Source organism: Mucilaginibacter sp. NFR10 (assembly GCF_900100445.1).
Taxonomy (GTDB): domain Bacteria; phylum Bacteroidota; class Bacteroidia; order Sphingobacteriales; family Sphingobacteriaceae; genus Mucilaginibacter; species Mucilaginibacter rubeus.
In genome coordinates, this window is record NZ_FMTV01000001.1 from 172,031 (window position 1) to 190,174 (window position 18,144).

General features: G+C 39.1%; 26 protein-coding genes. 16 read left to right on the top strand and 10 right to left on the bottom strand.

Annotated features, from left to right (window positions below):
* Positions 1-269 precede the first annotated feature (269 nt).
* The 4 genes from BLP33_RS00755 to BLP33_RS00770 all read right to left on the bottom strand — a co-directional run bounded on the left by BLP33_RS00755 (position 270) and on the right by BLP33_RS00770 (position 2,256).
* Positions 270-617, bottom strand: coding sequence for a hypothetical protein (locus tag BLP33_RS00755; protein ID WP_090523753.1), 348 nt, complete (start codon positions 615-617; stop codon positions 270-272).
* A 217-nt stretch (positions 618-834) separates the two neighbouring features.
* Positions 835-1,347: a GNAT family N-acetyltransferase gene (locus tag BLP33_RS00760; protein ID WP_090523755.1), complete on the bottom strand. Its 513-nt coding sequence runs from the start codon at positions 1,345-1,347 to the stop codon at positions 835-837.
* Between the two features lies 1 nt (position 1,348).
* Positions 1,349-1,549 carry a hypothetical protein gene (locus BLP33_RS00765; protein ID WP_090523758.1) on the bottom strand — a complete coding sequence of 67 codons (201 nt, stop codon included), beginning with the start codon at positions 1,547-1,549 and terminating at the stop codon, positions 1,349-1,351.
* A 5-nt stretch (positions 1,550-1,554) separates the two neighbouring features.
* Complete coding sequence (locus BLP33_RS00770) at positions 1,555-2,256, bottom strand: S24 family peptidase (protein ID WP_090523761.1); 702 nt, start codon at positions 2,254-2,256, stop codon at positions 1,555-1,557.
* A 206-nt stretch (positions 2,257-2,462) separates the two neighbouring features.
* On the opposite strand from BLP33_RS00770, the gene BLP33_RS00775 reads away from it, so the two are divergent.
* Positions 2,463-2,657 (top strand): hypothetical protein, encoded by a 195-nt coding sequence (locus BLP33_RS00775; protein WP_090523764.1) that lies wholly within the window; start codon positions 2,463-2,465, stop codon positions 2,655-2,657.
* A gap of 67 nt (positions 2,658-2,724) precedes the next feature.
* Positions 2,725-3,141: a hypothetical protein gene (locus BLP33_RS00780; protein WP_090523766.1), complete on the top strand. Its 417-nt coding sequence runs from the start codon at positions 2,725-2,727 to the stop codon at positions 3,139-3,141.
* Between the two features lie 179 nt (positions 3,142-3,320).
* Here the strand turns inward: BLP33_RS00780 and BLP33_RS27130 are convergent, their stop codons facing one another.
* Together BLP33_RS27130 and BLP33_RS00790 are read right to left on the bottom strand one after the other, a co-directional pair.
* Positions 3,321-3,542, bottom strand: a complete 222-nt coding sequence (locus BLP33_RS27130) for a hypothetical protein (RefSeq protein WP_139159904.1) — start codon at positions 3,540-3,542, stop codon at positions 3,321-3,323.
* A gap of 139 nt (positions 3,543-3,681) precedes the next feature.
* A complete protein-coding gene (locus tag BLP33_RS00790) occupies positions 3,682-4,014 on the bottom strand; it encodes a hypothetical protein (protein WP_090523771.1) in 333 nt (110 codons plus the stop codon).
* A gap of 197 nt (positions 4,015-4,211) precedes the next feature.
* On the opposite strand from BLP33_RS00790, the gene BLP33_RS00795 reads away from it, so the two are divergent.
* Positions 4,212-4,547, top strand: a complete 336-nt coding sequence (locus BLP33_RS00795; protein WP_139159905.1) for a hypothetical protein — start codon at positions 4,212-4,214, stop codon at positions 4,545-4,547.
* 171 nt (positions 4,548-4,718) lie between these two features.
* Positions 4,719-5,081, top strand: a complete 363-nt coding sequence (locus tag BLP33_RS00800; RefSeq protein ID WP_090523778.1) for a helix-turn-helix domain-containing protein — start codon at positions 4,719-4,721, stop codon at positions 5,079-5,081.
* Positions 5,082-5,189: 108 nt separating this feature from the next.
* Here the strand turns inward: BLP33_RS00800 and BLP33_RS00805 are convergent, their stop codons facing one another.
* Both BLP33_RS00805 and BLP33_RS00810 read right to left on the bottom strand, forming a co-directional pair.
* Positions 5,190-7,424, bottom strand: a complete 2,235-nt coding sequence (locus BLP33_RS00805; RefSeq protein WP_090523781.1) for a tetratricopeptide repeat protein — start codon at positions 7,422-7,424, stop codon at positions 5,190-5,192.
* A 203-nt stretch (positions 7,425-7,627) separates the two neighbouring features.
* Positions 7,628-7,849 carry a hypothetical protein gene (locus BLP33_RS00810; protein ID WP_139159906.1) on the bottom strand — a complete coding sequence of 74 codons (222 nt, stop codon included), beginning with the start codon at positions 7,847-7,849 and terminating at the stop codon, positions 7,628-7,630.
* Between the two features lie 311 nt (positions 7,850-8,160).
* On the opposite strand from BLP33_RS00810, the gene BLP33_RS00815 reads away from it, so the two are divergent.
* The 8 genes from BLP33_RS00815 to BLP33_RS00850 all read left to right on the top strand — a co-directional run bounded on the left by BLP33_RS00815 (position 8,161) and on the right by BLP33_RS00850 (position 12,085).
* Positions 8,161-8,751, top strand: a complete 591-nt coding sequence (locus tag BLP33_RS00815) for a TetR/AcrR family transcriptional regulator (RefSeq protein WP_090523787.1) — start codon at positions 8,161-8,163, stop codon at positions 8,749-8,751.
* A 4-nt stretch (positions 8,752-8,755) separates the two neighbouring features.
* On the top strand, positions 8,756-9,139 hold the full coding sequence (locus tag BLP33_RS00820; RefSeq protein WP_229701616.1) for a VOC family protein: 384 nt from the start codon (positions 8,756-8,758) through the stop codon (positions 9,137-9,139).
* A gap of 39 nt (positions 9,140-9,178) precedes the next feature.
* Positions 9,179-9,460, top strand: a complete 282-nt coding sequence (locus tag BLP33_RS00825; RefSeq protein WP_090523789.1) for a YciI family protein — start codon at positions 9,179-9,181, stop codon at positions 9,458-9,460.
* A 106-nt stretch (positions 9,461-9,566) separates the two neighbouring features.
* Complete coding sequence (locus BLP33_RS00830) at positions 9,567-9,782, top strand: hypothetical protein (protein ID WP_090523792.1); 216 nt, start codon at positions 9,567-9,569, stop codon at positions 9,780-9,782.
* A 129-nt stretch (positions 9,783-9,911) separates the two neighbouring features.
* A complete protein-coding gene (locus tag BLP33_RS00835) occupies positions 9,912-10,127 on the top strand; it encodes a hypothetical protein (RefSeq protein ID WP_090523794.1) in 216 nt (71 codons plus the stop codon).
* 239 nt (positions 10,128-10,366) lie between these two features.
* Complete coding sequence (locus BLP33_RS00840) at positions 10,367-11,062, top strand: outer membrane beta-barrel protein (protein ID WP_256382328.1); 696 nt, start codon at positions 10,367-10,369, stop codon at positions 11,060-11,062.
* Positions 11,063-11,147: 85 nt separating this feature from the next.
* Positions 11,148-11,519 (top strand): DMT family protein, encoded by a 372-nt coding sequence (locus BLP33_RS00845; RefSeq protein ID WP_090523799.1) that lies wholly within the window; start codon positions 11,148-11,150, stop codon positions 11,517-11,519.
* Between the two features lie 167 nt (positions 11,520-11,686).
* Positions 11,687-12,085, top strand: coding sequence for a GNAT family N-acetyltransferase (locus BLP33_RS00850; protein WP_090523802.1), 399 nt, complete (start codon positions 11,687-11,689; stop codon positions 12,083-12,085).
* 49 nt (positions 12,086-12,134) lie between these two features.
* Here BLP33_RS00850 and BLP33_RS00855 read toward each other — a convergent pair whose 3' ends face one another.
* Positions 12,135-12,956, bottom strand: a complete 822-nt coding sequence (locus BLP33_RS00855; protein WP_175489882.1) for an N-acetylmuramoyl-L-alanine amidase family protein — start codon at positions 12,954-12,956, stop codon at positions 12,135-12,137.
* Between the two features lie 223 nt (positions 12,957-13,179).
* On the opposite strand from BLP33_RS00855, the gene BLP33_RS00860 reads away from it, so the two are divergent.
* The 3 genes from BLP33_RS00860 (at position 13,180) to BLP33_RS00870 (ending at position 15,389) form a co-directional block, all read left to right on the top strand.
* Positions 13,180-14,001 (top strand): alpha/beta fold hydrolase, encoded by an 822-nt coding sequence (locus BLP33_RS00860; RefSeq protein ID WP_217633090.1) that lies wholly within the window; start codon positions 13,180-13,182, stop codon positions 13,999-14,001.
* Between the two features lie 419 nt (positions 14,002-14,420).
* Complete coding sequence (locus BLP33_RS00865) at positions 14,421-14,642, top strand: YdeI/OmpD-associated family protein (protein ID WP_090523807.1); 222 nt, start codon at positions 14,421-14,423, stop codon at positions 14,640-14,642.
* Between the two features lie 171 nt (positions 14,643-14,813).
* Positions 14,814-15,389: a YceI family protein gene (locus BLP33_RS00870; RefSeq protein WP_090523809.1), complete on the top strand. Its 576-nt coding sequence runs from the start codon at positions 14,814-14,816 to the stop codon at positions 15,387-15,389.
* A 472-nt stretch (positions 15,390-15,861) separates the two neighbouring features.
* Here the strand turns inward: BLP33_RS00870 and BLP33_RS00880 are convergent, their stop codons facing one another.
* Positions 15,862-16,260, bottom strand: coding sequence for a hypothetical protein (locus BLP33_RS00880; protein ID WP_129568859.1), 399 nt, complete (start codon positions 16,258-16,260; stop codon positions 15,862-15,864).
* Positions 16,261-16,498: 238 nt separating this feature from the next.
* On the opposite strand from BLP33_RS00880, the gene BLP33_RS00885 reads away from it, so the two are divergent.
* On the top strand, positions 16,499-17,749 hold the full coding sequence (locus BLP33_RS00885) for a DUF2130 domain-containing protein (protein WP_175489883.1): 1,251 nt from the start codon (positions 16,499-16,501) through the stop codon (positions 17,747-17,749).
* The last annotated feature ends 395 nt before the right edge of the window (positions 17,750-18,144 follow it).

Here is an 18,144-nt window from a genome sequence, read left to right on the forward strand (position 1 = left end):
ATTATTCTTCTTTTTTAAAAATATTAGCCGGCTTAGTCCGGCTTTTTTGTTTTTGGTGATGTCGGATTTTATAATTTAAATTAATTTGTTGCTTTCCAAACAACAGCCCTGAAATTGATCTGTTTACGTGCGCAATTTAATGGGTACGTGCTGCCGGCCGGGACTTATTATTACGTGGTTGATCTTAAAGATGGTAAGAAACCGCTGTCGGGGTATGTAACACTTTTAAAGTGATATATGCGAGCCGGCGCAATTAAGTAACTTATTGTTTATGATGCTTGTGCCAGTGAATTGTTAACATCGAGGTTACTAAGTAAGTTGTCAAGCTTGAGGTTAAATTCTTTCAATTTGATATCGCCTTTTTCAAAAGCCCCTGTTAAGCGTGTTAACTCCTGTTCAATACTTGTTACAATGGTATTGTTGGTATTGGCAGCATTCTTTTGCAAATCTTCAATTACTTCTATTTTATGTTCTGCAGCTTTAAGCAGGTATAGCTGTTGCACATCGGCGGTTATATGACTACTATCGCCAGCTTTTGTGTTTTGCCGTTTGTTAAATTCAACTAAAATTATGGCAGCAATAATAGCCGCGATTACCAGTATCATGATAGGTTCCATCTTCTTCTCTTTTATTACAACTTTATCACTCCGGCAGAGGCCTGCGGTTTATAATTACTATAAATATAATTGAATAAAGAATAAACTAAAAAGCTATTGTTGATAAAATGCCCATTTGTGAATAACTATTGAGAAATGGTTGTAAGTTTTGTGTAAATATGTGAAGCTTTAAATAGATGGAAACAGGTTAGCCATGCCGGATAGCTGTTGTAATTTGTTATTGTTTGCTATTGAGCCGCTTTTCGTAGCACAAAAAACTTAAACCCGGCCTTATATCCAGGCTAATTTCGCCGGCCAAAACATAGCCCAGCTTTGGGAACAGCTTTTGCGTTGCCATGTTCGCAGTATTGGTGTCAATTCGTAATGTATTTATTCCTCGCTGTATAGCTTCATGTTCGGCCTGCTTGAGAAGTGCTGTGGCGACGCCCCGGCCCTGGTAGTTAATGTTTACAGCAAGCCGATGCGTAACTATAGCAGCTTCACCGATATCAAGCCCGGCCTGCGCATATTCTGCATCCTGATCGGTAGTTAGGGCAGCCACACCCGCAATTGCTCCTGTAACTTCGGCCACCCAAAGTTGGTTAAGGTTAATGTCATCTGTAAATACTTGTTTATTGGGATAGTCGTCATTCCATTGAAAATTACCTGCTGCTTTCATGCCAGGTATTACTTCAGCTACAAAAGCTAATATCTGGGGTATATCATTGAGGGTAGCCAGCCGGATTGTCATTTTATCTGTCAAATAAATTGTAATTAAAAATAGGGAAGTGTTTAAGATATGATAGCTTGCCTTTTGTAATAATGATCAGCTTATTTCGCCGTAGGGTTTTTATACGGTTTTCGGTATTCATTTTATAAGTATGATAACTGGTCACCGGGCAGGTAATAATGGCGGTAGAATTTGTTTTTCTTTTAACAAATTCTACCGCCATGCGGGTTAATGGTTATGCTTTTTGTGGATATCTTTAACAAGGCAAAGTTTTTTGATGTCGGCTACTTTTATAATAAATGGGGCATATTTAAGCCGGTTGCCAACCATCTCGGTTGTATTATCTGAATGTGCAATTACTTCATCAGGGCTATCCCCTGCAAGCAGGCGTTTATACATGCGGTAATCTCCCCACTCAATGTAATAAACCTCGCCGGGTAGGATCTTTTTGTCATGAATTATTTTTAGTGCAACCCAGCAGCCGTTTTCAAGGTATGGATACATGCTGTGCCCCCAAACCGGAAGTGCGAAATCGCAGTCCTCAATGCCCGGGAAATTCATATGACCAACAGGCTGTGAATCATTAATGTCGTTATATACTTCTACGCCTGAAGCGGTTGCAGAAATTTCATACATAGGTATGCCCTCACTGTGTTTGGATACAGGCTTTGATTCAGGAAAATTCTGTGTTTTATCTCCTGCTATGTAGTCTTTGTATTTTTCTTTGAAAATACGGAGTTTTTCTGGATCTATGTTCTGTCGGCTCTTTATTATTTCAGTGATCGAGCTTGGTGAATTAAAGCCTAACGCTTCAGCTAATTGAGCATTTCCGTTAAAAGCTTTTCCCTTAAGTTGATTATAAAGTATGATGAACTCCAATGTTTCGGGCCGTACAATCTTTATTTTGTTTGGTTTTATCTCGTTTTCCATGGATGAAAATAATTTAAAGATTTTTCTTGATTACAATAAAGATTATTCTGTATATTTGTTTCGTTGATAATTGCTAATGTAAGTCAAATTATTCACAAATCAAAATGATCGGTTCGTTTTATAAAGAGTATTCTTTTAGCGAAATACAATGTTCTGTAATTTAAAATCAAGAAATAATATCAATAAATAATCAATATCATACTACCATGCATATAGCATTTTCGGCCTTGCGGCAATTGACAGGAGGTAATAACAATCAAGATAGTCGGGATACTTTGAATGAACATGAGGCTTTGCAGCGCTTTGAGGGTTACAAAACTGCATGTGAAAAATATAGAGATGAAATTGCTGCTATCCAAAAGTATATGCCAGGATGGATGCCCGCTTTTAAACGGTCATAACCTGGTTGCAGGTATTACGGTCTAAAATGCTCAATTAAAATAATACGAAATCAATACACTAATTATCATGATAAAAATTTCTCAAAAACTTAAAAGCCAGCTTTGGTGGCTTATTATATCGGTTGATTATGATTACAGCCGGATAACTATTGCCGAACACGATATTACCGATGAAGTGCTTACTTTGTGGCTGGAAGATAAACAGGATTTTAAAAACTCAATTGATGAATGCCTTCAGGTAGATATCCGGATCCGTGACCTTGCCCGGATCATTAAAGCCGAAAATCTGAATAGTTACGAGGGTACCAAATTACACCCAACCAAAAACTTTGCCTACAAGGCCCGCATCGAAATTAACACCCCCTTGCAATGGTATAAAGAGGATGCCTCGTCACCCGAACAGCAATGGACCCGCGAAGCTGTATTGAAAGCTTTGCTTACACAACTTGTAGAAGAAGGTGCAGCAAGCGATTATACTTATTAAATTAGCTATAAAATATGCTATTTGGCATTTGTTACATAGTTGACCGTGTTGTTAAAATTGCTTTAAATACTGTTTAACAGGCTTGAAATCATTCACCGTCCATGAGTTGCGGTTTTTACTTGATTGGCCATAACCAGGCAAATCAATCGTAACAACCCGGTATTTATTACCAAAGTATTTTACCTGATTGTTGTTAAAGTATTTTTTGTTAATGCCCCCCCATGTACAAAAAGCAATGCGGTATCACCTTTGCCCATATCTGTATAAGCAATGTTAACGCCATGGTTGCTGATTTTTACGGCAGACTTATCAACAGCGTTTTTGTTTTTCGGGTGCTGGGTGCAGGCATACCACAATCCAATTGAGGTTGCCAGTGAAAACAATGCGGGTAACTTTTTCATACAGACCGATAATTATATGCAGCAGTTTCGCTATATAAATATCCGTTTATGAACAAGTTGCAGCAAATGTTTAACTTATTTTAACAAAGTAATTATGGTATGCCTAAAGGAGGCCCGGTATGCAGGCTTCTACACTATTTTACTTAACCAGCTGTTGTTCTTTTTCAATATGCTCAACAAGCTCCAAATCTTCGCTAACAGCTTCGGCTTCAGGACTTGCATAGTTTAGCTTGCGGAAACGCCACTGGGCAAAAGCAGGTTCCTGGAAGCGGTTTATCAGTTTAAAAAATTTGGGGAAATTGTGTACTTCTTCCAACAACAGGCCGGTTACAATACCATTGTTATCAAGTATTTCGCGTATGGTGTATTCCTTATCTTTGGTGATCCAAATCTCAAAGTCCTGCCGTATTTCAGCCATCTTTTCAGGATCTATTTTGTCGTTTATACAAATTACCTTATCGCCCGGTTTCATAATGATCGCAATTTTATGTATCCCTTTTGTTAAGGGACTATGAATGTAAAGGTCGGCTTTTTATGCGGATTTTAAAATTTGTGCAGAAGGATTTTTGTCGTTGAGAAATATTTGAAAAAAGTTTTTAATATTATGCAACCTTATTTTATTGGCTTCGTATTAAAATGTATAATGAATGTTTAATATCAGTGCTTTATATGGATTATTTTTATTTGTTTATGATAGCGGGGCTCGGACTGGTATTTGTTATTTTACAGTTTGACAAGCAACAACGCAGCAGGGTTAATTTATTGCTGAAAAACGCGAATGATGTGCAGCCGTTACTGATGAAACGATGCATGGATCAAAAAATAAGTAAAATTAGTGCGGGGCTCAGTGCTGATACCTGTCATATGAATATTCGTAATGATGCGAAGCAAAAAATAGGGGCAAACCTGCAACAGATAGCAGATGAGTACCATGCAGGAAAGATCAGTTTGCCGGTTTATAATGATAAGCTTGGCGAGCTGCTTGAAAATTTAGGAAATAAATAATTTATGGTATAACCTGAGTTTATTTTATTGTCATATATAGTTTTTGTTGGTTAGTTTTACTTTAAGGTCATTTGCTGTTGGGGCATTTGACCTTTTTTGTTTTGGGTGCTTATTCAATAAAGTAATTATATATTGCATGGATAAACAAAATGATTATTATTGCAGTCACTTATGTCTGACGAAGCGATTATAAAACGGTTAAAGGTAGTTGTAAAAGAGCACGGCGGCCAGCTGGGGCTTGCCGGGGCCATTGGTGTTGATCAGGGTTTCATTAGCAAGGTGATCAACAAAAAGCAGGATATTAGCTATTATCTTATCCGGAAGCTCTGTTTTCAGCTTAAATACTCGCCCGAATGGCTTATACTTGGTACGGGCGAAAAAATGATCAACAAACCCGAATCGGCCAAGCTTATTACCGAAATACAAATGATGCGTACCGAGGTTGATATTTTACAGGCCCGTATGCGCGCCTACGAAATGGAATTGAAAGAGCTGCGCGCGCAATTACATATAGAAGATAAGAAGGCGGTATAGTCGCTCCAAATCCGCGTAAATGTAAAAGCCCCTTGCGGGGCTTGGTTGTTATTTATAGATCAGTTAATAGTTACTTATTTTACGAGTATTGTAAATAAAAAGTTATTGTTATTTGCAATATTTTATAATAAAATCAGACGCTTCTTTTGCGCCCATAGCTAAAGCTTTATTCATATCGGCGCAACCGCCCGTTTTATCCTCAAGGGTTATTTTTGCAAGCCCCCTTTGTAGATAAGCCCGGCCGTTTTTCGCGTCGAGGCTTATAGCAGTATTACAGTCTAAAATTGCTCCATTCAGATCTTTTAAATTTATTTTGGCGACAGCCCTGTCAATATATAGATCAGGATTGTTAGGGGCAAGTTTAAATACGGCGGCAAAATCTTCTTTCACTCCCTGGGCATCCCCAAGATTACTTTTAGCAATACCGCTATGCGAGTAAGCTTTTACATTTGTATCGTTCATATAAATGGCATTATGATAATCATCGGCAGCGCCGGCATAATCCTTCATAGCCATTTTAGTATCGCCCCTGATTAAAAAAGTTTCGTCGTTTGAGTAAATTGACACGGCTCGGTCGAGATCAGCGAGGGCGCCTTTATAGTTTTTAAGTTTGGCTTTTACAAAACCCCGCGCTTGCCATACTAAAGCGGTTGAATCTGATAATGAGTCAATTTTTAGTGCGTTGCTCAAATCGGCTATGGCGCCATTGTTTTCTTCAGCGTCTGCTTTGGCCAGGCCCCGCTTCAACAATAGTGTGATATTTTTAGGGGCTTTAAGTACACCGGTATTATAATCGGCCATGGCCCCTTTGGCATCGCCGATGGCGGCTTTTGCTTCACCCCGATAAAGGTAAAAATCAGCATTTGCAGGGTTAAGTGCTATAGCCTTGGTAAATATTTGTACGCCATTGTTAGTGTATTTATAAAAATTATTGATTTTACCCAGTCGTGAATAGCCATTTTGCTGTTGCGGAGCAATACTGATCAGTTTTTCGAGGTCAGTTACAGCCGCGGCATAATCACCCAGTTTGGTTTTTTCAATAGCCCGGTTTAAAAAGGCGTAAGTATAAACCGGGTTTATAGCAATGGCCTTCGTGTAGTCGTTAATAGCAGCTAAGGGAACCCCCAAATCGCGATAAGCATCGCCGCGCGACAGGTAAGCTTCATCGCTTTTACCGTTCAGGCTGATTGCTTTTGTTAAATCAGCAATCACTCCCGCGGTATCCTTCATGGCCATTTTAGCTTTGCTCAAGGTTACGTAAGCACTTATGCTGTTAGGGCTTATTTTAATTGCCGAATCGGCATCAGCTCTGGCGCCTTCGTAATTGCCTAATGCCAGCTTTGAAAATGAGCGGCTTTGGTATGCATCGCCGTTTTTGGGGTCAAGGGCAATGGCTTTGTTAAAATCTTCCAAAGCGGCCTGATTATCTTTTTTGTCGCTTTTAATAATTCCACGATACAGGTACAGATTTGCATTCCGGGGGAATTGCGCAATTGCCTTGTTAAAATAATCGAGAGCGCCATTGGAATCGCCCAGGCTGCTTTGGGCATTGGCCATGTAAAGCAAAAGGTTTTTAAGGTTGGGGTTGATAGCGGCCGCTTTTTTATAATCATCAACCGCGCCTTTAAAATCATTTAGCTTTGCCCTGGTATTTGCCCGATAAAAATAAGCTTCAGCGTTATCTGGATTAAGCGATAGCGTTTTGGTGTAATCAACAATAGCGCCGTTATAATCATTTATGCTGGCCTTGCTGCCTGCCATGTATTGATAGATTTCGGCGCTGTTAGGGCTTAGTTTAACAGCCATATTATAATCAGCAATGGCCCCGGTAAAATCGTTATTATTGTTTTTGGCCAGGCCCCGGTACTTGTAAAGATCGGCGTTGTTTGGTGTAAATTGAAGTGCCGTGGTAAAATCGGCAATAGCGCCAGTATAATCGCTCACGTTACTTTTGGCATTGCCCCTGTAGTGAAACATGTCTGCCGTTTTTGGCCCCAGCGCTATCGCGCGGTCAAAATCAATAATGGCCGCCTGATAATCTTGTATGGCAGCCTCTGCATTGGCTTTATACAGGTATGCGTTGGTCAAATCGGCTTTCAGGACAATGGCCTGCGCATAATCATTAATAGCTGCTTTATAGTCTTTGAGGTTGCCATATGCATTGGCCCGGTAATAAAAAACGTCCGCGTTTTTGTTGTTTAATTCTATAGCACGCGTAAAATCTTGTATGGCATCTTTATAATTCCTTGCATTGGCTTTTGAGTTTCCCTCCTGGATATATTTACTTGCTGTTTGGGCAAGTGAACATAGCGGCAAAAAAAGCAGAAATAGAATTTTTTTCATGAACACGGCAGCGGTTTATCAAATATCAATAAAAAACTGTTATTGACTATGGCAAAACTTATACCATCATGAAATATCTAAAACTAATAAGAAAGGAGCGGGGGGCAATGGGCATTGGGGGTAAAATTGGGGCGTAAAAGCCCCAATTTTAAAGAGTTTAATTACAACCGGACAGGAATATTCCTTTATTTTTTAATCAATGATCAGGAAAAAGAAGCTTCGTTCGTTCTGTCCTGATTCCGTTTTTTTCCATATGCTATTGCGGCTGTACAAAGCGCAATGCACACCAATAATGCTACCTCAATTACAATGTGAATTACCGGAACCTTCCCAGGGAAGTTTGACAACAAAATACCTGCATCCGGAACCAACAGACCAACAAGCGGGAAGCAAAAGAACATTCTTAATATTATTAATTTTTCCATAATTATTAACATTTAGTATGACAATGCTAAGGTACGTATTATTTATTTGTAATTTAAATAAAATTGCATTCATTTAATTGAAACCTTCAAAACCAGCCGGGTAACTATTTTGAAGGCATCTTTATAAAATGCCTCTTCATTTTTTAGTAATTATTAATTAAGTGATGATAGAACATTGCATTCCCGGTTATTGTTTTAACGTTCGTGTTTTTTTTAGATTTTTTTAGGATGATACAAGTTTTTAGCCTATATCCGAAAGGAATAAAAATAAATTTTTAAATAAGCGAACGCTCACTTATCTTTGTGTTGAAATGAGGCCACGTGACGGACATAAAGAATACCAAATACGCCAGAAGGCGATAGAATTGATAGTGGCTGAAGGTCTTGACGGTTTTGGGGTGAATAAGCTTGCGCGGTCGGCAGGAGTGTCACCAGCTACCATCTATATCTATTATAAGGATAAAGAAGAATTAATAAGCAGTATTTGCGTTGGTGTAGCCGAAAAGATGATGACTTTTAGTCTTCAAAATTTTTCGCCTGATATGGATTTTGCAGATGGGCTGAGGGTACAATGGCGCAACCGTCTCGAGTATTTCATGCAATGTCCGTTAGATATGGAGTTTATTGAAATTATGCGCTATACACATTTTTATGAAAAAGTAACCGCTATGCTTACCGTTAATTTTGGGCAGGTACTGGGCGCATTTATGCGTAATGCAGAAGAAAAGCAGCAATTGATACCACTGCCTTTTGAGGTTTATTGGGCAGTAGCATATGCGCCGCTTTATCAGCTCATCAAATTTCATAACCAGGGCAACAGCTATGTGAACAGTAGTTTTAAATTGGATGATAAACTGATGGAACAAGCACTGGGGTTGGTTTTAAAAGCATTAAAGCCCTAATAATATGTCAGCAACAACTATTAAACTTAATCATGTTAATTTGCCGGTGACCGATGTTGCCGCCTGCTCCGAATTTTTTGAGCAATATTTTAACTTTAAATGTACCGGTGTAAAAGGTAATAATATGCTGGCCGTAATGGAAGGCAAGGATGGTTTTATCCTGGTGCTTATGGCTGATACCTTTAACCGGAATGGCAATAACAGTTACCCCGATGCTTTTCATATCGGTTTTTTGGTTGACAGCCATGAACAGGTTGCCGAAGTTTATGACCGGCTGGTAAAAGGGGGAGTAGCTGTAACGCAAGCTCCTGCGCCTTTGCGTGGTGGCTATGGGTTTTATTTTAATGCTCCGGGTAATATATTAACAGAGGTTACTTGTTTAGCTTAATCAGTTTAATAATTAAGTATTAAATAAAATAGTCAACTTATGGTACATGCATCAGCCTATAAAGACCCGCATCACGTGATGCTTTTTTTTGAAGAGATTGGCAGCCTTGCGGATAACGAACAATGTTTAGTTGATAGAAATGGTTATTACGCTGACCTTAAAAGCAATGGCAAAGTTGTTATAAGCGGTAGTTTCTGGAACCAGGATAAAAATTTTGTAATTGTTTCTGTATCAGACGATGATGAGCTTGTTCAGATCATTGAAAACGATCCTGCAATAAAACAAAATGTACTTGAATTGGTAAAAGCAATGCCTTTTTAACCCTTTTTTAGGGTGAAAATACGTAGTGTAAAATGGGTTAAAATACGGGGTGCGTGGAGCTTGTATATCCGTATACTGCACAATATTTTTGTGTAAACGGATGCCCATGGAGCCTTTTGAACTAAGAGTTAATAAGCGGACTTATAAAATTATACCTTCGGTTGTTAATGAAACTACCTTCAGTGTATTAAACTACTCGGCTTTTTACACCATAACCCGGTTAACAAAAGGTTACTGGGAAATTATTGAGCATCGTTTTGGAGATCATCTGATCCCGCTGCAGGAAATAGGCCGCTCAATTGAGGAATATTATAAACTCTGATGCCGTTTAAATCTATAAAAGCTTAAATTAACCATATCGAAAATATTTATTGCTTTTTAATAAATATTATTTTTTTTATTGCTTTCTAAAGTGTTAAATTAGACGTATTAACTGATACCTTAAAATATTATGGAAAAATTAGCAATTTTAAGAATGTTTGCCGGCTTTCCATTGTTCGGCTTATTACTGCCTGATATTTCTACTTTTATAGTTGGCCGTTTTCAAGATATTTCGCCGTTTCATATATACATTGAATGCTTTTTATTTCTTTTTATAATTGCTTGTACATTGGGCATAGCCTATATCCGGAAACTTGGCGACAGGCCTGGTTCGCAGTTGCAATAATAAATTACGGGCCTCGGCCGGTTACCCGTAGTTTTTAACATTAATCATTATAAACCAAATATATTGTTTAGTACCCTTAAAGCCCTGTTGCCCGGTTTATTTAGGCCGGGCTTTTTTGTGGCTTTACATGTTATGAAATTAATTTACTGTTCGGGGTTAACTTTTTTTTTTATTTTTACGGGTAAATGAACCCTAAACACCATTATCTAACTTCTACCCGTAAGGCGCACTTACTCCTCATGAAAAAATCAGCTATCTGTTTTAAGATATTTTTAATAGTTATACTGTTTTGTTGTTTTAATGCTGCTATGGCCCAGCATCATTCAAGCCGAGCATTAACATATGGTGGGGGAGGCAGCGGCGCTGTTAATTTTAGCGATGGCTGGGGCATAGCCGCAGGTACAGGTGTCGATATTCCGCAAGGTAACTTTAATTATACCTTTAAACCTGCCATTAATTTTAATGCCAGCGTTTACAGGTTCTTAGGCCCTTTTACAGCAAATCTGAGCGTAGGGTACATGAACTTTAAGCCCGATGAATATTTAATTTCAGAAGAAGTTGAAGGTACCGGCTCAACTGCAAATACGTATTATGCGGATATGCCCGTAATTGCCGCGTATGGCGGTGCTGCTTATAATATTGATATAGCCGATAACTTCAGGGTATATGGCGGCGTGAACTTAGGGGTATATTTTACTGATTTTGCTGTGGGGTATGAAATTGATGGCGTAGATCCATTTGTTTATGATAAATGGTCGCAATCATTATATTATGCTCCTAAAGTAGGGGTAATATTTCCGATAACTCCTAAATTAGGGATCAGCATCGAATCAAAATACAATTTCTTTTCCCAGAAACTAACTTTGGGTGATGTTTCGGGAAAACAAAACTGGAACTCGCTTTCGCTTGGTGCCGAACTGGTTTTTAAATTTTAAATTGTTATAAATAATAGCATAACAATTTACAGCCCCTGGTGTTATCAATCTCAATTTATTGATATTTGCACAAAAAATTGTATTGATGAAAGGCTTGCGTACTGTTACATTTCTGTTTATATCCAACACCTTTATGACATTTGCGTGGTATGGGCACCTTAAGTTTAAGGAGTATGATTGGGGCAAAAACTTAAGCTTAATAGCCATTATACTTATAAGCTGGGGATTGGCGTTTTTTGAATACCTGTTCCAGGTACCTGCTAACGAAGGAGGCTTTAAGGAAAACGGCGGCCCCTTTACCCTGGTTGAATTAAAAACCATTCAGGAAGCCATTACACTTACGGTGTTTATGATATTCACAACCCTGCTTTTCAAAAATGAAAAACTGGGCTGGAACCATTTGGTAGGCTTCGGGCTAATTGTGCTGGCGGTATTTGTTATTTTTAAAAAATGGTAATTAACTAACACTTAGGTAAAGCGGTCTGAATGATACGCTGTAAAACTTACTGCCCGCTTCCCGTTTTCATATTTGCTGGACTACCTGCTTTCTTAATCCTGGCTTATTGGGATAATGCGGATGCTGTTTACATTTGATTAAAAGCTTGTAAACAACTCAATAACAATATGGAAATAACTTATAAAACCGGTACAATACCATCCGCCCGGCAAGTGATAGAACTTTATGATACAGCCGGGCTGAAACGCCCAACCCATGACGAGCAGCGGATTGCCAGGATGTACCAAAACTCAAACCTTGTGGTAAGCGCCTGGGATGGTGATAAACTGGTAGGCATATCTCGAGCGCTGACCGATTTTTGTTACAGCTGCTATCTTTCAGACCTGGCAGTTACTAAAGCTTATCAAAAAGAAGGGATAGGCAAAAAGCTGATTGAACTAACTAAGGAAGCCATTGGCGATGAAACTATGCTTTTACTGCTTTCGGCCACAACCGCTATGGAATATTACCCTAAAGTAGGTATGGAAACTGTTCATAACGGCTTTATCATCCATAGGGTAAAATAAAAATAAGGGCAGCAGGGATATAAATGTTGCCTCCTGCCTTCATTTATTTTTAGTTACCCTCCAAATTATTACGGTATTGCTTTAGCGCTGTTAGGATTGATCGTACAATTTCGTTTTGTCCGCTGGCCGAGTTCAGGTATGCTTCATCAGATGGATTATTGATAAACCCGGTTTCAACCAATACGGCGGGCATACCGCTTTGTGCTAATACCAAAACACCCTGCTCCTTTACACCCAAACTATGCCTTCCATTGGTTTTGCGGAACTGGTTATCAACCAAATCGCCAAACTGGATGCTTTGCTTGCGGTATTTTTGCTGAAACGCGTTAAGTACAATAGTATTTACCGCAGCGTCATCGCCATAGCCATTATATTTTTCTTTGTAATCCTTCTCTATAAATATCGAAGCATTTTCGCGCAAGGCTTCACGCTGCTCCTGGCTGCGGTGAAAGCCGTATACAAGCAACAATGTTCCTCTCGATGATCCTTTTCGCTGGGGGGATGAATTACAATGAATGGAAATGAACAGGTTGCCGTGATTGTCGTTAGCGATATCGGTACGTTTGTGCAACTCAATAAAAACATCGGTACTGCGGGTCATTACTACTTTAATGCCGCTCATTTCATCATTTATGGCATCCCTTAACTTTTTGGCGATACTTAATGAAACGTTTTTTTCCTTTGAATAAGCCCCGTGCGATCCTGGGTCTTTTCCTCCGTGCCCGGCATCGATAATAACTGTTTTAAATTTGAAACGATTGGGGCTTGCTGTTGCAGACTGTTGCCCGAAACACCTGGCGGCGAAAAGCACGCATAGCAAAGAAAAAAGCGAAATAAATATTTTATATTTTTTAGGAAAGGAAGCAGGCATGAACATATATGTATACAGGTTTATAAACATTCATTCTATAACAAATAATTATAGGTATGATATTGTTTTAACCGTATGGTTTAAAAAGCGCATTTGTTAAAGTGCGCAAATATAATACATGTTTGATTTACAGCACTATCTAAAAAATAATAGCCTGGGTCCGTAACAGAAGTTTAAACTTTGCATTATGTATGTATATTTAATGACTTAAACAGGTGTGATCATGATGTTAAAAAAGTTGTTGTTAATTGTATTGGTATGTCAGGCATTTTTGGCCTGCAGCCAGCAAAAAGGTATTGTTTATGGCGATAATGCCGCTGCCGGTAAGTATTATGATGTTAGGGGGATAAAACTTTATGCCGAAGTTTATGGTAAAGGCAAACCCCTGCTGATGATACATGGCAACAGTAGCAGCATCAATGCCTTTAAAAAAAATATACCCTATTTTGCAAAGAAGTACAAAGTAATAGCTGTTGACAGCCGTGCACATGGCAAGTCCACCGATCCGCGCGATTCACTTACTTTTGAAATGATGGCCGATGATTTTGCTGCTTTGCTCGATTTAATGCATATCGATTCGGCTTATGTGATAGGATGGAGTGACGGTGGCATTAACGCGCTGGTGATGGCTATGCGCCATCCCAACAAAGTAATAAAACTGGCCTCGACCGGTGCCAACCTCTGGCCCGATTCTACAGCGCTGATCCCTTCCTTATGGAAGGATATGGAAAAGGAATATGCCAGCAAAAAGGATTATCATTTTATCACTGCCAAAGAAAAGAACGACAGGAAGGTGTTTCTGCTTGATTATAAAGAACCCAATATTAAACTATCGGCATTGAAAACTATTAAATGCCCGTCGCTTATTATTGCCGGCGACCATGACCTTATCGTAACAACACACACCGTTCAGATAGCCGAGAATATTCCGAACGCTTATTTATGGATCCTGCCCAATTCGGGTCATGGCACATTGGTCGAACATACCGATGAGTTTAATAAAAAAGTGGATGAGTTTTTTGAGCAACCGTTTCACCGGCGTTAAAGGAATATAAAAAGAGGGGGTAATTGGTTATAAAGCCTTTAAAAAAAAGATAGCCCGGTTATTAGGCCGGGCTATCTCACATAATTACTTTATTTTAGTAAAATCTCAATTATTTTAGGCAACAATTTTATTTGCCTTAGGTTTTATAAAATTTGCGTTACATAGGCTTTTGGTGCAAAAATACTATAATAATTACGGCCTGCTGCCGTTTTCACAATAACTCAACCGTAAGCTAACCTGCAGCTTTTACTGTTTAAGTAAAGTAATATGGAATCAAAAAACCAAAGGCTGCTTATCGACACGCTCTTAGCTATCTCATTTCTTTTAATAGTTTTACTTGCCGTAATTATGGTTTTTCAGCCCGGTGTTTATGCCAATTAATATTATCTTTATCGGCAAGTAAACCCAGATGAAAAACCATGCTTAAACCCGGCGAACATATTGAAGGTACACCTGCCGAACTGCAGGCCCTGCTTGACAACGATGCTGAAGCCCATGCGTTTTTTGCAAACCTGTCCAAATCATACAAACAAGGTTATTGTGATTGGGTAGGTTCGGCTAAACAGGAGGCTACCCGTAAAGTAAGGGCCGATAAGGCATTGAGCATGCTCCGTAACAAACAAAAAACCTTAAAAACCTAAGTATAAATCTCCCCGGAAATAGTTTGTTTTTCTTGTAAGTTCTACTAAAATGGTAGTATATTGTCATCCGATTTCAATAAAAACATGTTTAAACATTTATTTTATTTGAAGTCCGGATCATTTACATACTTTTGAGCCATAAATCAAAAACAAAAAAAAGAAATTAAAACAATGAAAAAGATTTTTATCCTGTTAGCAGCAGCATTCACCTACACGGCGGCATCAGCACAAACTACCTGGACTGTAGACAAAGCTCACTCAAACGTTAAATTTACAGTAACCCACTTAATGGTATCTGATGTTGATGGTATTTTTAAAAACTATGATGCAACCATCACTGCCGCTAAACCTGATTTCAGCGACGCTAAATTTCAGATCAGCATACAAACAGCCTCAGTAACTACAGATAATGATCAGCGCGATAAACACATCACAAGCCCTGATTTTTTTGATGTTGCTACTTACCCAACTATTACTTTTACCAGCACCGGTATCACCAAAACATCTGATAAGCACTACAAACTTACCGGTAACTTAACTTTACACGGTGTAACCAAACCGGCTTCATTTGATTTATGGTACCGTGGTACTATCCAAAACCCAATGAGCAAAGCTGATGATGCAGGTTTCCAGTTAACCGGCACCATCAAACGTTCTGATTTTAACTTCGGTTCAAAATTTGGCAACGCTATGGTAAGCGACGAAGTTGCTATTAAAGCAAATGGTGAGTTTGGCAAAGCCAAATAATTGCAAAAATATATTAACAGGAACGGCGCGGATAACCCGCGCCGTTTTCTTGTTTTATGATACAGGCAGTGGAAGATCTATGCTTAGGAATGCAGATACTGCATTTTTAATCCCTGTTTTTTTTGATAGCGGATTATTAAGGAGCAAACGCTAATTATTGAAATAAGGGCCGCGCTTGCTACGACATGTGTAAAGGGTACTTTAAACTCCGGATTGATAAGCGTTTCGGTTATGTCAGGAATGATGATTGCGATGAGGGGCAAGCAGGAGAATAGCCTCAGGAAACCAAGTTTTTTCATAAAAAAGTGATAATGGTATTTAGCGCAAATAATGCGCTGCAAATATGTCACTATGTTTCTTTTTATAAAATACCCGTTACACGGTATTTTTACAACCTGAATTGGTAATTTGCTGAGCAACTGCTTAGCTTTGAAAGAAGCGCCGGTAAAAAGAGGGAGAAAAGAAGATCCGCTTAGGCCTTGCGGGAAAGCAGTTGTTTTAGGGTATTAAACCACAATTGATTTTTAGCTCCAAAAAGAGTATGATCAACAATAAGATATAAGGTGATAAGCTCTTCTTTTAGCCTGTAGCGTAATCTTAACGGCTGCCAGAATAAACCATTGTTCCGTACCATCGAACGTTTGTAAAGCTCGTCAAAACCTAAATATAACTGCTCAAGGCTATCAAGCGGGATATGTTCATAACTATCGCCGTCAAGTACAAGGCTTTTAGGGGTAAGTATAATTTCACCGTTATAATGGTGTGGTGGCGGGGTAAATGCAAATAATGCTCCTCCGTCATTTGCCAACCCTAATGTGGCCAGGTCATAATCGTGACTCCACATTACCTTTCCAATTCTCAATATCTGCATGTTATAAACTTCGGTATTTTAAACGGCATTTACAACAGATTGTTATCATTGTAGTTTCATTTTGTTACAATAATGTTAATACCCCTTATGGGTTACCATATCATGTGCTAAACAGTAAAATCCCTATCTTTGATTTATAGGAAATATTTTCCTTTTATTAAGTAATTGAATAATATCAATAATCAAGTTATTAGCTTAAAGCTTTGTGCATTCAGCTCTCAGCTTTTATATAAATAATATGGCTACAGAAGTTAAGTGCCCAAGTTGTGGTTTCGGTTTTCCGATAGAGGAGGTAATGGCCGAGGAGTATAAAAAAGAGCTCAGGGTTAAAATGATGGATTATACCCGTCAAAAAGAAGAAGAATACCGCAAAAAGGATGAGGAGTTTTTAAATAAGGAGCGCCAGCAGCAGGCAGCCTTTGAACAAAGGCTTAACAACGAAAAAAAGCAATTGCAGCAAACGCTTGAAGACAACCTGCGTAAAACCATAAGCCAGGATTTTGAGAACCAGCTTGTACTGCTCAAAAATTCAGCAGCTGAAACTGAGGAAAAACTAAAAATATCACGCCAGAAAGAGCTGGAATTTTTGCAGCGCGAGAAACAACTGCATCAAAAGGAAGAGGAAATGGAGCTTGCCGTACAGCGCAAGCTGCAGGAGCAGCGGAACGAACTTACCGATCAGATCCGCAAGCAGGAAGCTGAGCGTCACAGCATTAAAGATACCGAATACCAGCTAAAGGTAAAGGAGCTTGAAAAACAGCTTGACGACCAGAAGAAACTGGCCGATGAAATGAAGCGCAAAGCCGAGCAGGGTTCTATGCAGCTGCAGGGCGAAGCCCAGGAGCTGATACTGGAAGAGTTATTACGCAATTATTTCCCGTTCGATATCATAAGCGAAGTAGGGAAGGGCGTACGTGGTGCCGACTGCGTACAAACTGTGCGTAACCAGTTTGGCCAGGAATGCGGCCGCATTATTTATGAAAGCAAGCGTACCAATGCTTTTTCGGCAGACTGGATCGAGAAGCTTAAAAAAGACATGCGAAGCATGGGGGTTGATGTAGCCGTTATTGTAACCCAATGCTACCCAAAAGGCATGGATTGTTTTGGCGAGCGTGACGGTGTTTGGATTTGTAGTTTTGATGAGGTAAAGGCAGTATCCTACATTTTAAGGGATGGGGTGATGAAATTATCAAACCTGGCCAAATCACAGGATAATAAAGGTGATAAAATGCACCTGTTGTATGATTACCTTACCAGCAGCGAGTTTTCGGAGCAATGGAAGGCTATTCGTGAAGGATATATGAGCATGCGCCAATCCATTCAGCGCGAACGCGATGCCATGGAAAAACTCTGGAAAGCCCGCGAAAAGCAATTGGATAAAGTGCTGCTAAGTGCCGCTCACATCCGCGGCAGTATTGAAGGGATTGCGGGGAGTGATACTATTCAGCTTAACCTTACCGATGATGAGGATGCGTTGCTGTTGGAGTAATTAATGTAGTTTCGGTCGGTCCATATGCTATCGCGAACGTCGTCGCTTGTGGTTATCATGCTGTGTCATGCGGATTGCTTGCGAATTGATAACCTGAACCTCGGCTATAAGTGAAGGCCCTGGAATCAAATATTCTTAATTACCGAAGGATGATATTTTGTAAGTTTTTGCTGGCTTATTTTGGATAGTGTACTTGCATGGCAATTATTTTGATCGCCTCGTTAATATATCAATTTTTGCGTTAATACAAAGGCATGAAGCAGGGCGATATTAACTAAATTGATTAATCATTCTTGTTGAAATGATTAATCAATTTAGTTTTATTGTAACCATATTATAAACAAAGAAATAGACAGCACCCATAACAAACCTGCCAATAAAAATAGCTTTTACTT

What these genes read in the sequence shown, in the direction of transcription:
- BLP33_RS00845 (WP_090523799.1), top strand. Translation starts at nt 11,148, where the DNA reads ATGAAAGGCTTGCGTACTGTTACATTTCTGTTTATATCCAACACCTTT.
- BLP33_RS00865 (WP_090523807.1), top strand. Translation starts at nt 14,421, where the DNA reads ATGCTTAAACCCGGCGAACATATTGAAGGTACACCTGCCGAACTGCAG.
- BLP33_RS00860 (WP_217633090.1), top strand. Translation starts at nt 13,180, where the DNA reads ATGATGTTAAAAAAGTTGTTGTTAATTGTATTGGTATGTCAGGCATTT.
- BLP33_RS00850 (WP_090523802.1), top strand. Translation starts at nt 11,687, where the DNA reads ATGGAAATAACTTATAAAACCGGTACAATACCATCCGCCCGGCAAGTG.
- BLP33_RS00805 (WP_090523781.1), bottom strand. Translation starts at nt 7,424, where the DNA reads ATGAAAAAAATTCTATTTCTGCTTTTTTTGCCGCTATGTTCACTTGCC.
- BLP33_RS00880 (WP_129568859.1), bottom strand. Translation starts at nt 16,260, where the DNA reads ATGCAGATATTGAGAATTGGAAAGGTAATGTGGAGTCACGATTATGAC.
- BLP33_RS00840 (WP_256382328.1), top strand. Translation starts at nt 10,367, where the DNA reads ATGAAAAAATCAGCTATCTGTTTTAAGATATTTTTAATAGTTATACTG.
- BLP33_RS00790 (WP_090523771.1), bottom strand. Translation starts at nt 4,014, where the DNA reads ATGAAACCGGGCGATAAGGTAATTTGTATAAACGACAAAATAGATCCT.
- BLP33_RS00760 (WP_090523755.1), bottom strand. Translation starts at nt 1,347, where the DNA reads ATGACAATCCGGCTGGCTACCCTCAATGATATACCCCAGATATTAGCT.
- BLP33_RS00755 (WP_090523753.1), bottom strand. Translation starts at nt 617, where the DNA reads ATGGAACCTATCATGATACTGGTAATCGCGGCTATTATTGCTGCCATA.
- BLP33_RS00770 (WP_090523761.1), bottom strand. Translation starts at nt 2,256, where the DNA reads ATGGAAAACGAGATAAAACCAAACAAAATAAAGATTGTACGGCCCGAA.
- BLP33_RS00765 (WP_090523758.1), bottom strand. Translation starts at nt 1,549, where the DNA reads ATGGCGGTAGAATTTGTTAAAAGAAAAACAAATTCTACCGCCATTATT.
- BLP33_RS00775 (WP_090523764.1), top strand. Translation starts at nt 2,463, where the DNA reads ATGCATATAGCATTTTCGGCCTTGCGGCAATTGACAGGAGGTAATAAC.
- BLP33_RS00815 (WP_090523787.1), top strand. Translation starts at nt 8,161, where the DNA reads ATGAGGCCACGTGACGGACATAAAGAATACCAAATACGCCAGAAGGCG.
- BLP33_RS27130 (WP_139159904.1), bottom strand. Translation starts at nt 3,542, where the DNA reads ATGAAAAAGTTACCCGCATTGTTTTCACTGGCAACCTCAATTGGATTG.
- BLP33_RS00810 (WP_139159906.1), bottom strand. Translation starts at nt 7,849, where the DNA reads ATGGAAAAATTAATAATATTAAGAATGTTCTTTTGCTTCCCGCTTGTT.
- BLP33_RS00780 (WP_090523766.1), top strand. Translation starts at nt 2,725, where the DNA reads ATGATAAAAATTTCTCAAAAACTTAAAAGCCAGCTTTGGTGGCTTATT.
- BLP33_RS00820 (WP_229701616.1), top strand. Translation starts at nt 8,756, where the DNA reads ATGTCAGCAACAACTATTAAACTTAATCATGTTAATTTGCCGGTGACC.
- BLP33_RS00870 (WP_090523809.1), top strand. Translation starts at nt 14,814, where the DNA reads ATGAAAAAGATTTTTATCCTGTTAGCAGCAGCATTCACCTACACGGCG.
- BLP33_RS00855 (WP_175489882.1), bottom strand. Translation starts at nt 12,956, where the DNA reads ATGCCTGCTTCCTTTCCTAAAAAATATAAAATATTTATTTCGCTTTTT.
- BLP33_RS00830 (WP_090523792.1), top strand. Translation starts at nt 9,567, where the DNA reads ATGGAGCCTTTTGAACTAAGAGTTAATAAGCGGACTTATAAAATTATA.
- BLP33_RS00835 (WP_090523794.1), top strand. Translation starts at nt 9,912, where the DNA reads ATGGAAAAATTAGCAATTTTAAGAATGTTTGCCGGCTTTCCATTGTTC.
- BLP33_RS00825 (WP_090523789.1), top strand. Translation starts at nt 9,179, where the DNA reads ATGGTACATGCATCAGCCTATAAAGACCCGCATCACGTGATGCTTTTT.
- BLP33_RS00795 (WP_139159905.1), top strand. Translation starts at nt 4,212, where the DNA reads ATGGATTATTTTTATTTGTTTATGATAGCGGGGCTCGGACTGGTATTT.
- BLP33_RS00800 (WP_090523778.1), top strand. Translation starts at nt 4,719, where the DNA reads ATGTCTGACGAAGCGATTATAAAACGGTTAAAGGTAGTTGTAAAAGAG.
- BLP33_RS00885 (WP_175489883.1), top strand. Translation starts at nt 16,499, where the DNA reads ATGGCTACAGAAGTTAAGTGCCCAAGTTGTGGTTTCGGTTTTCCGATA.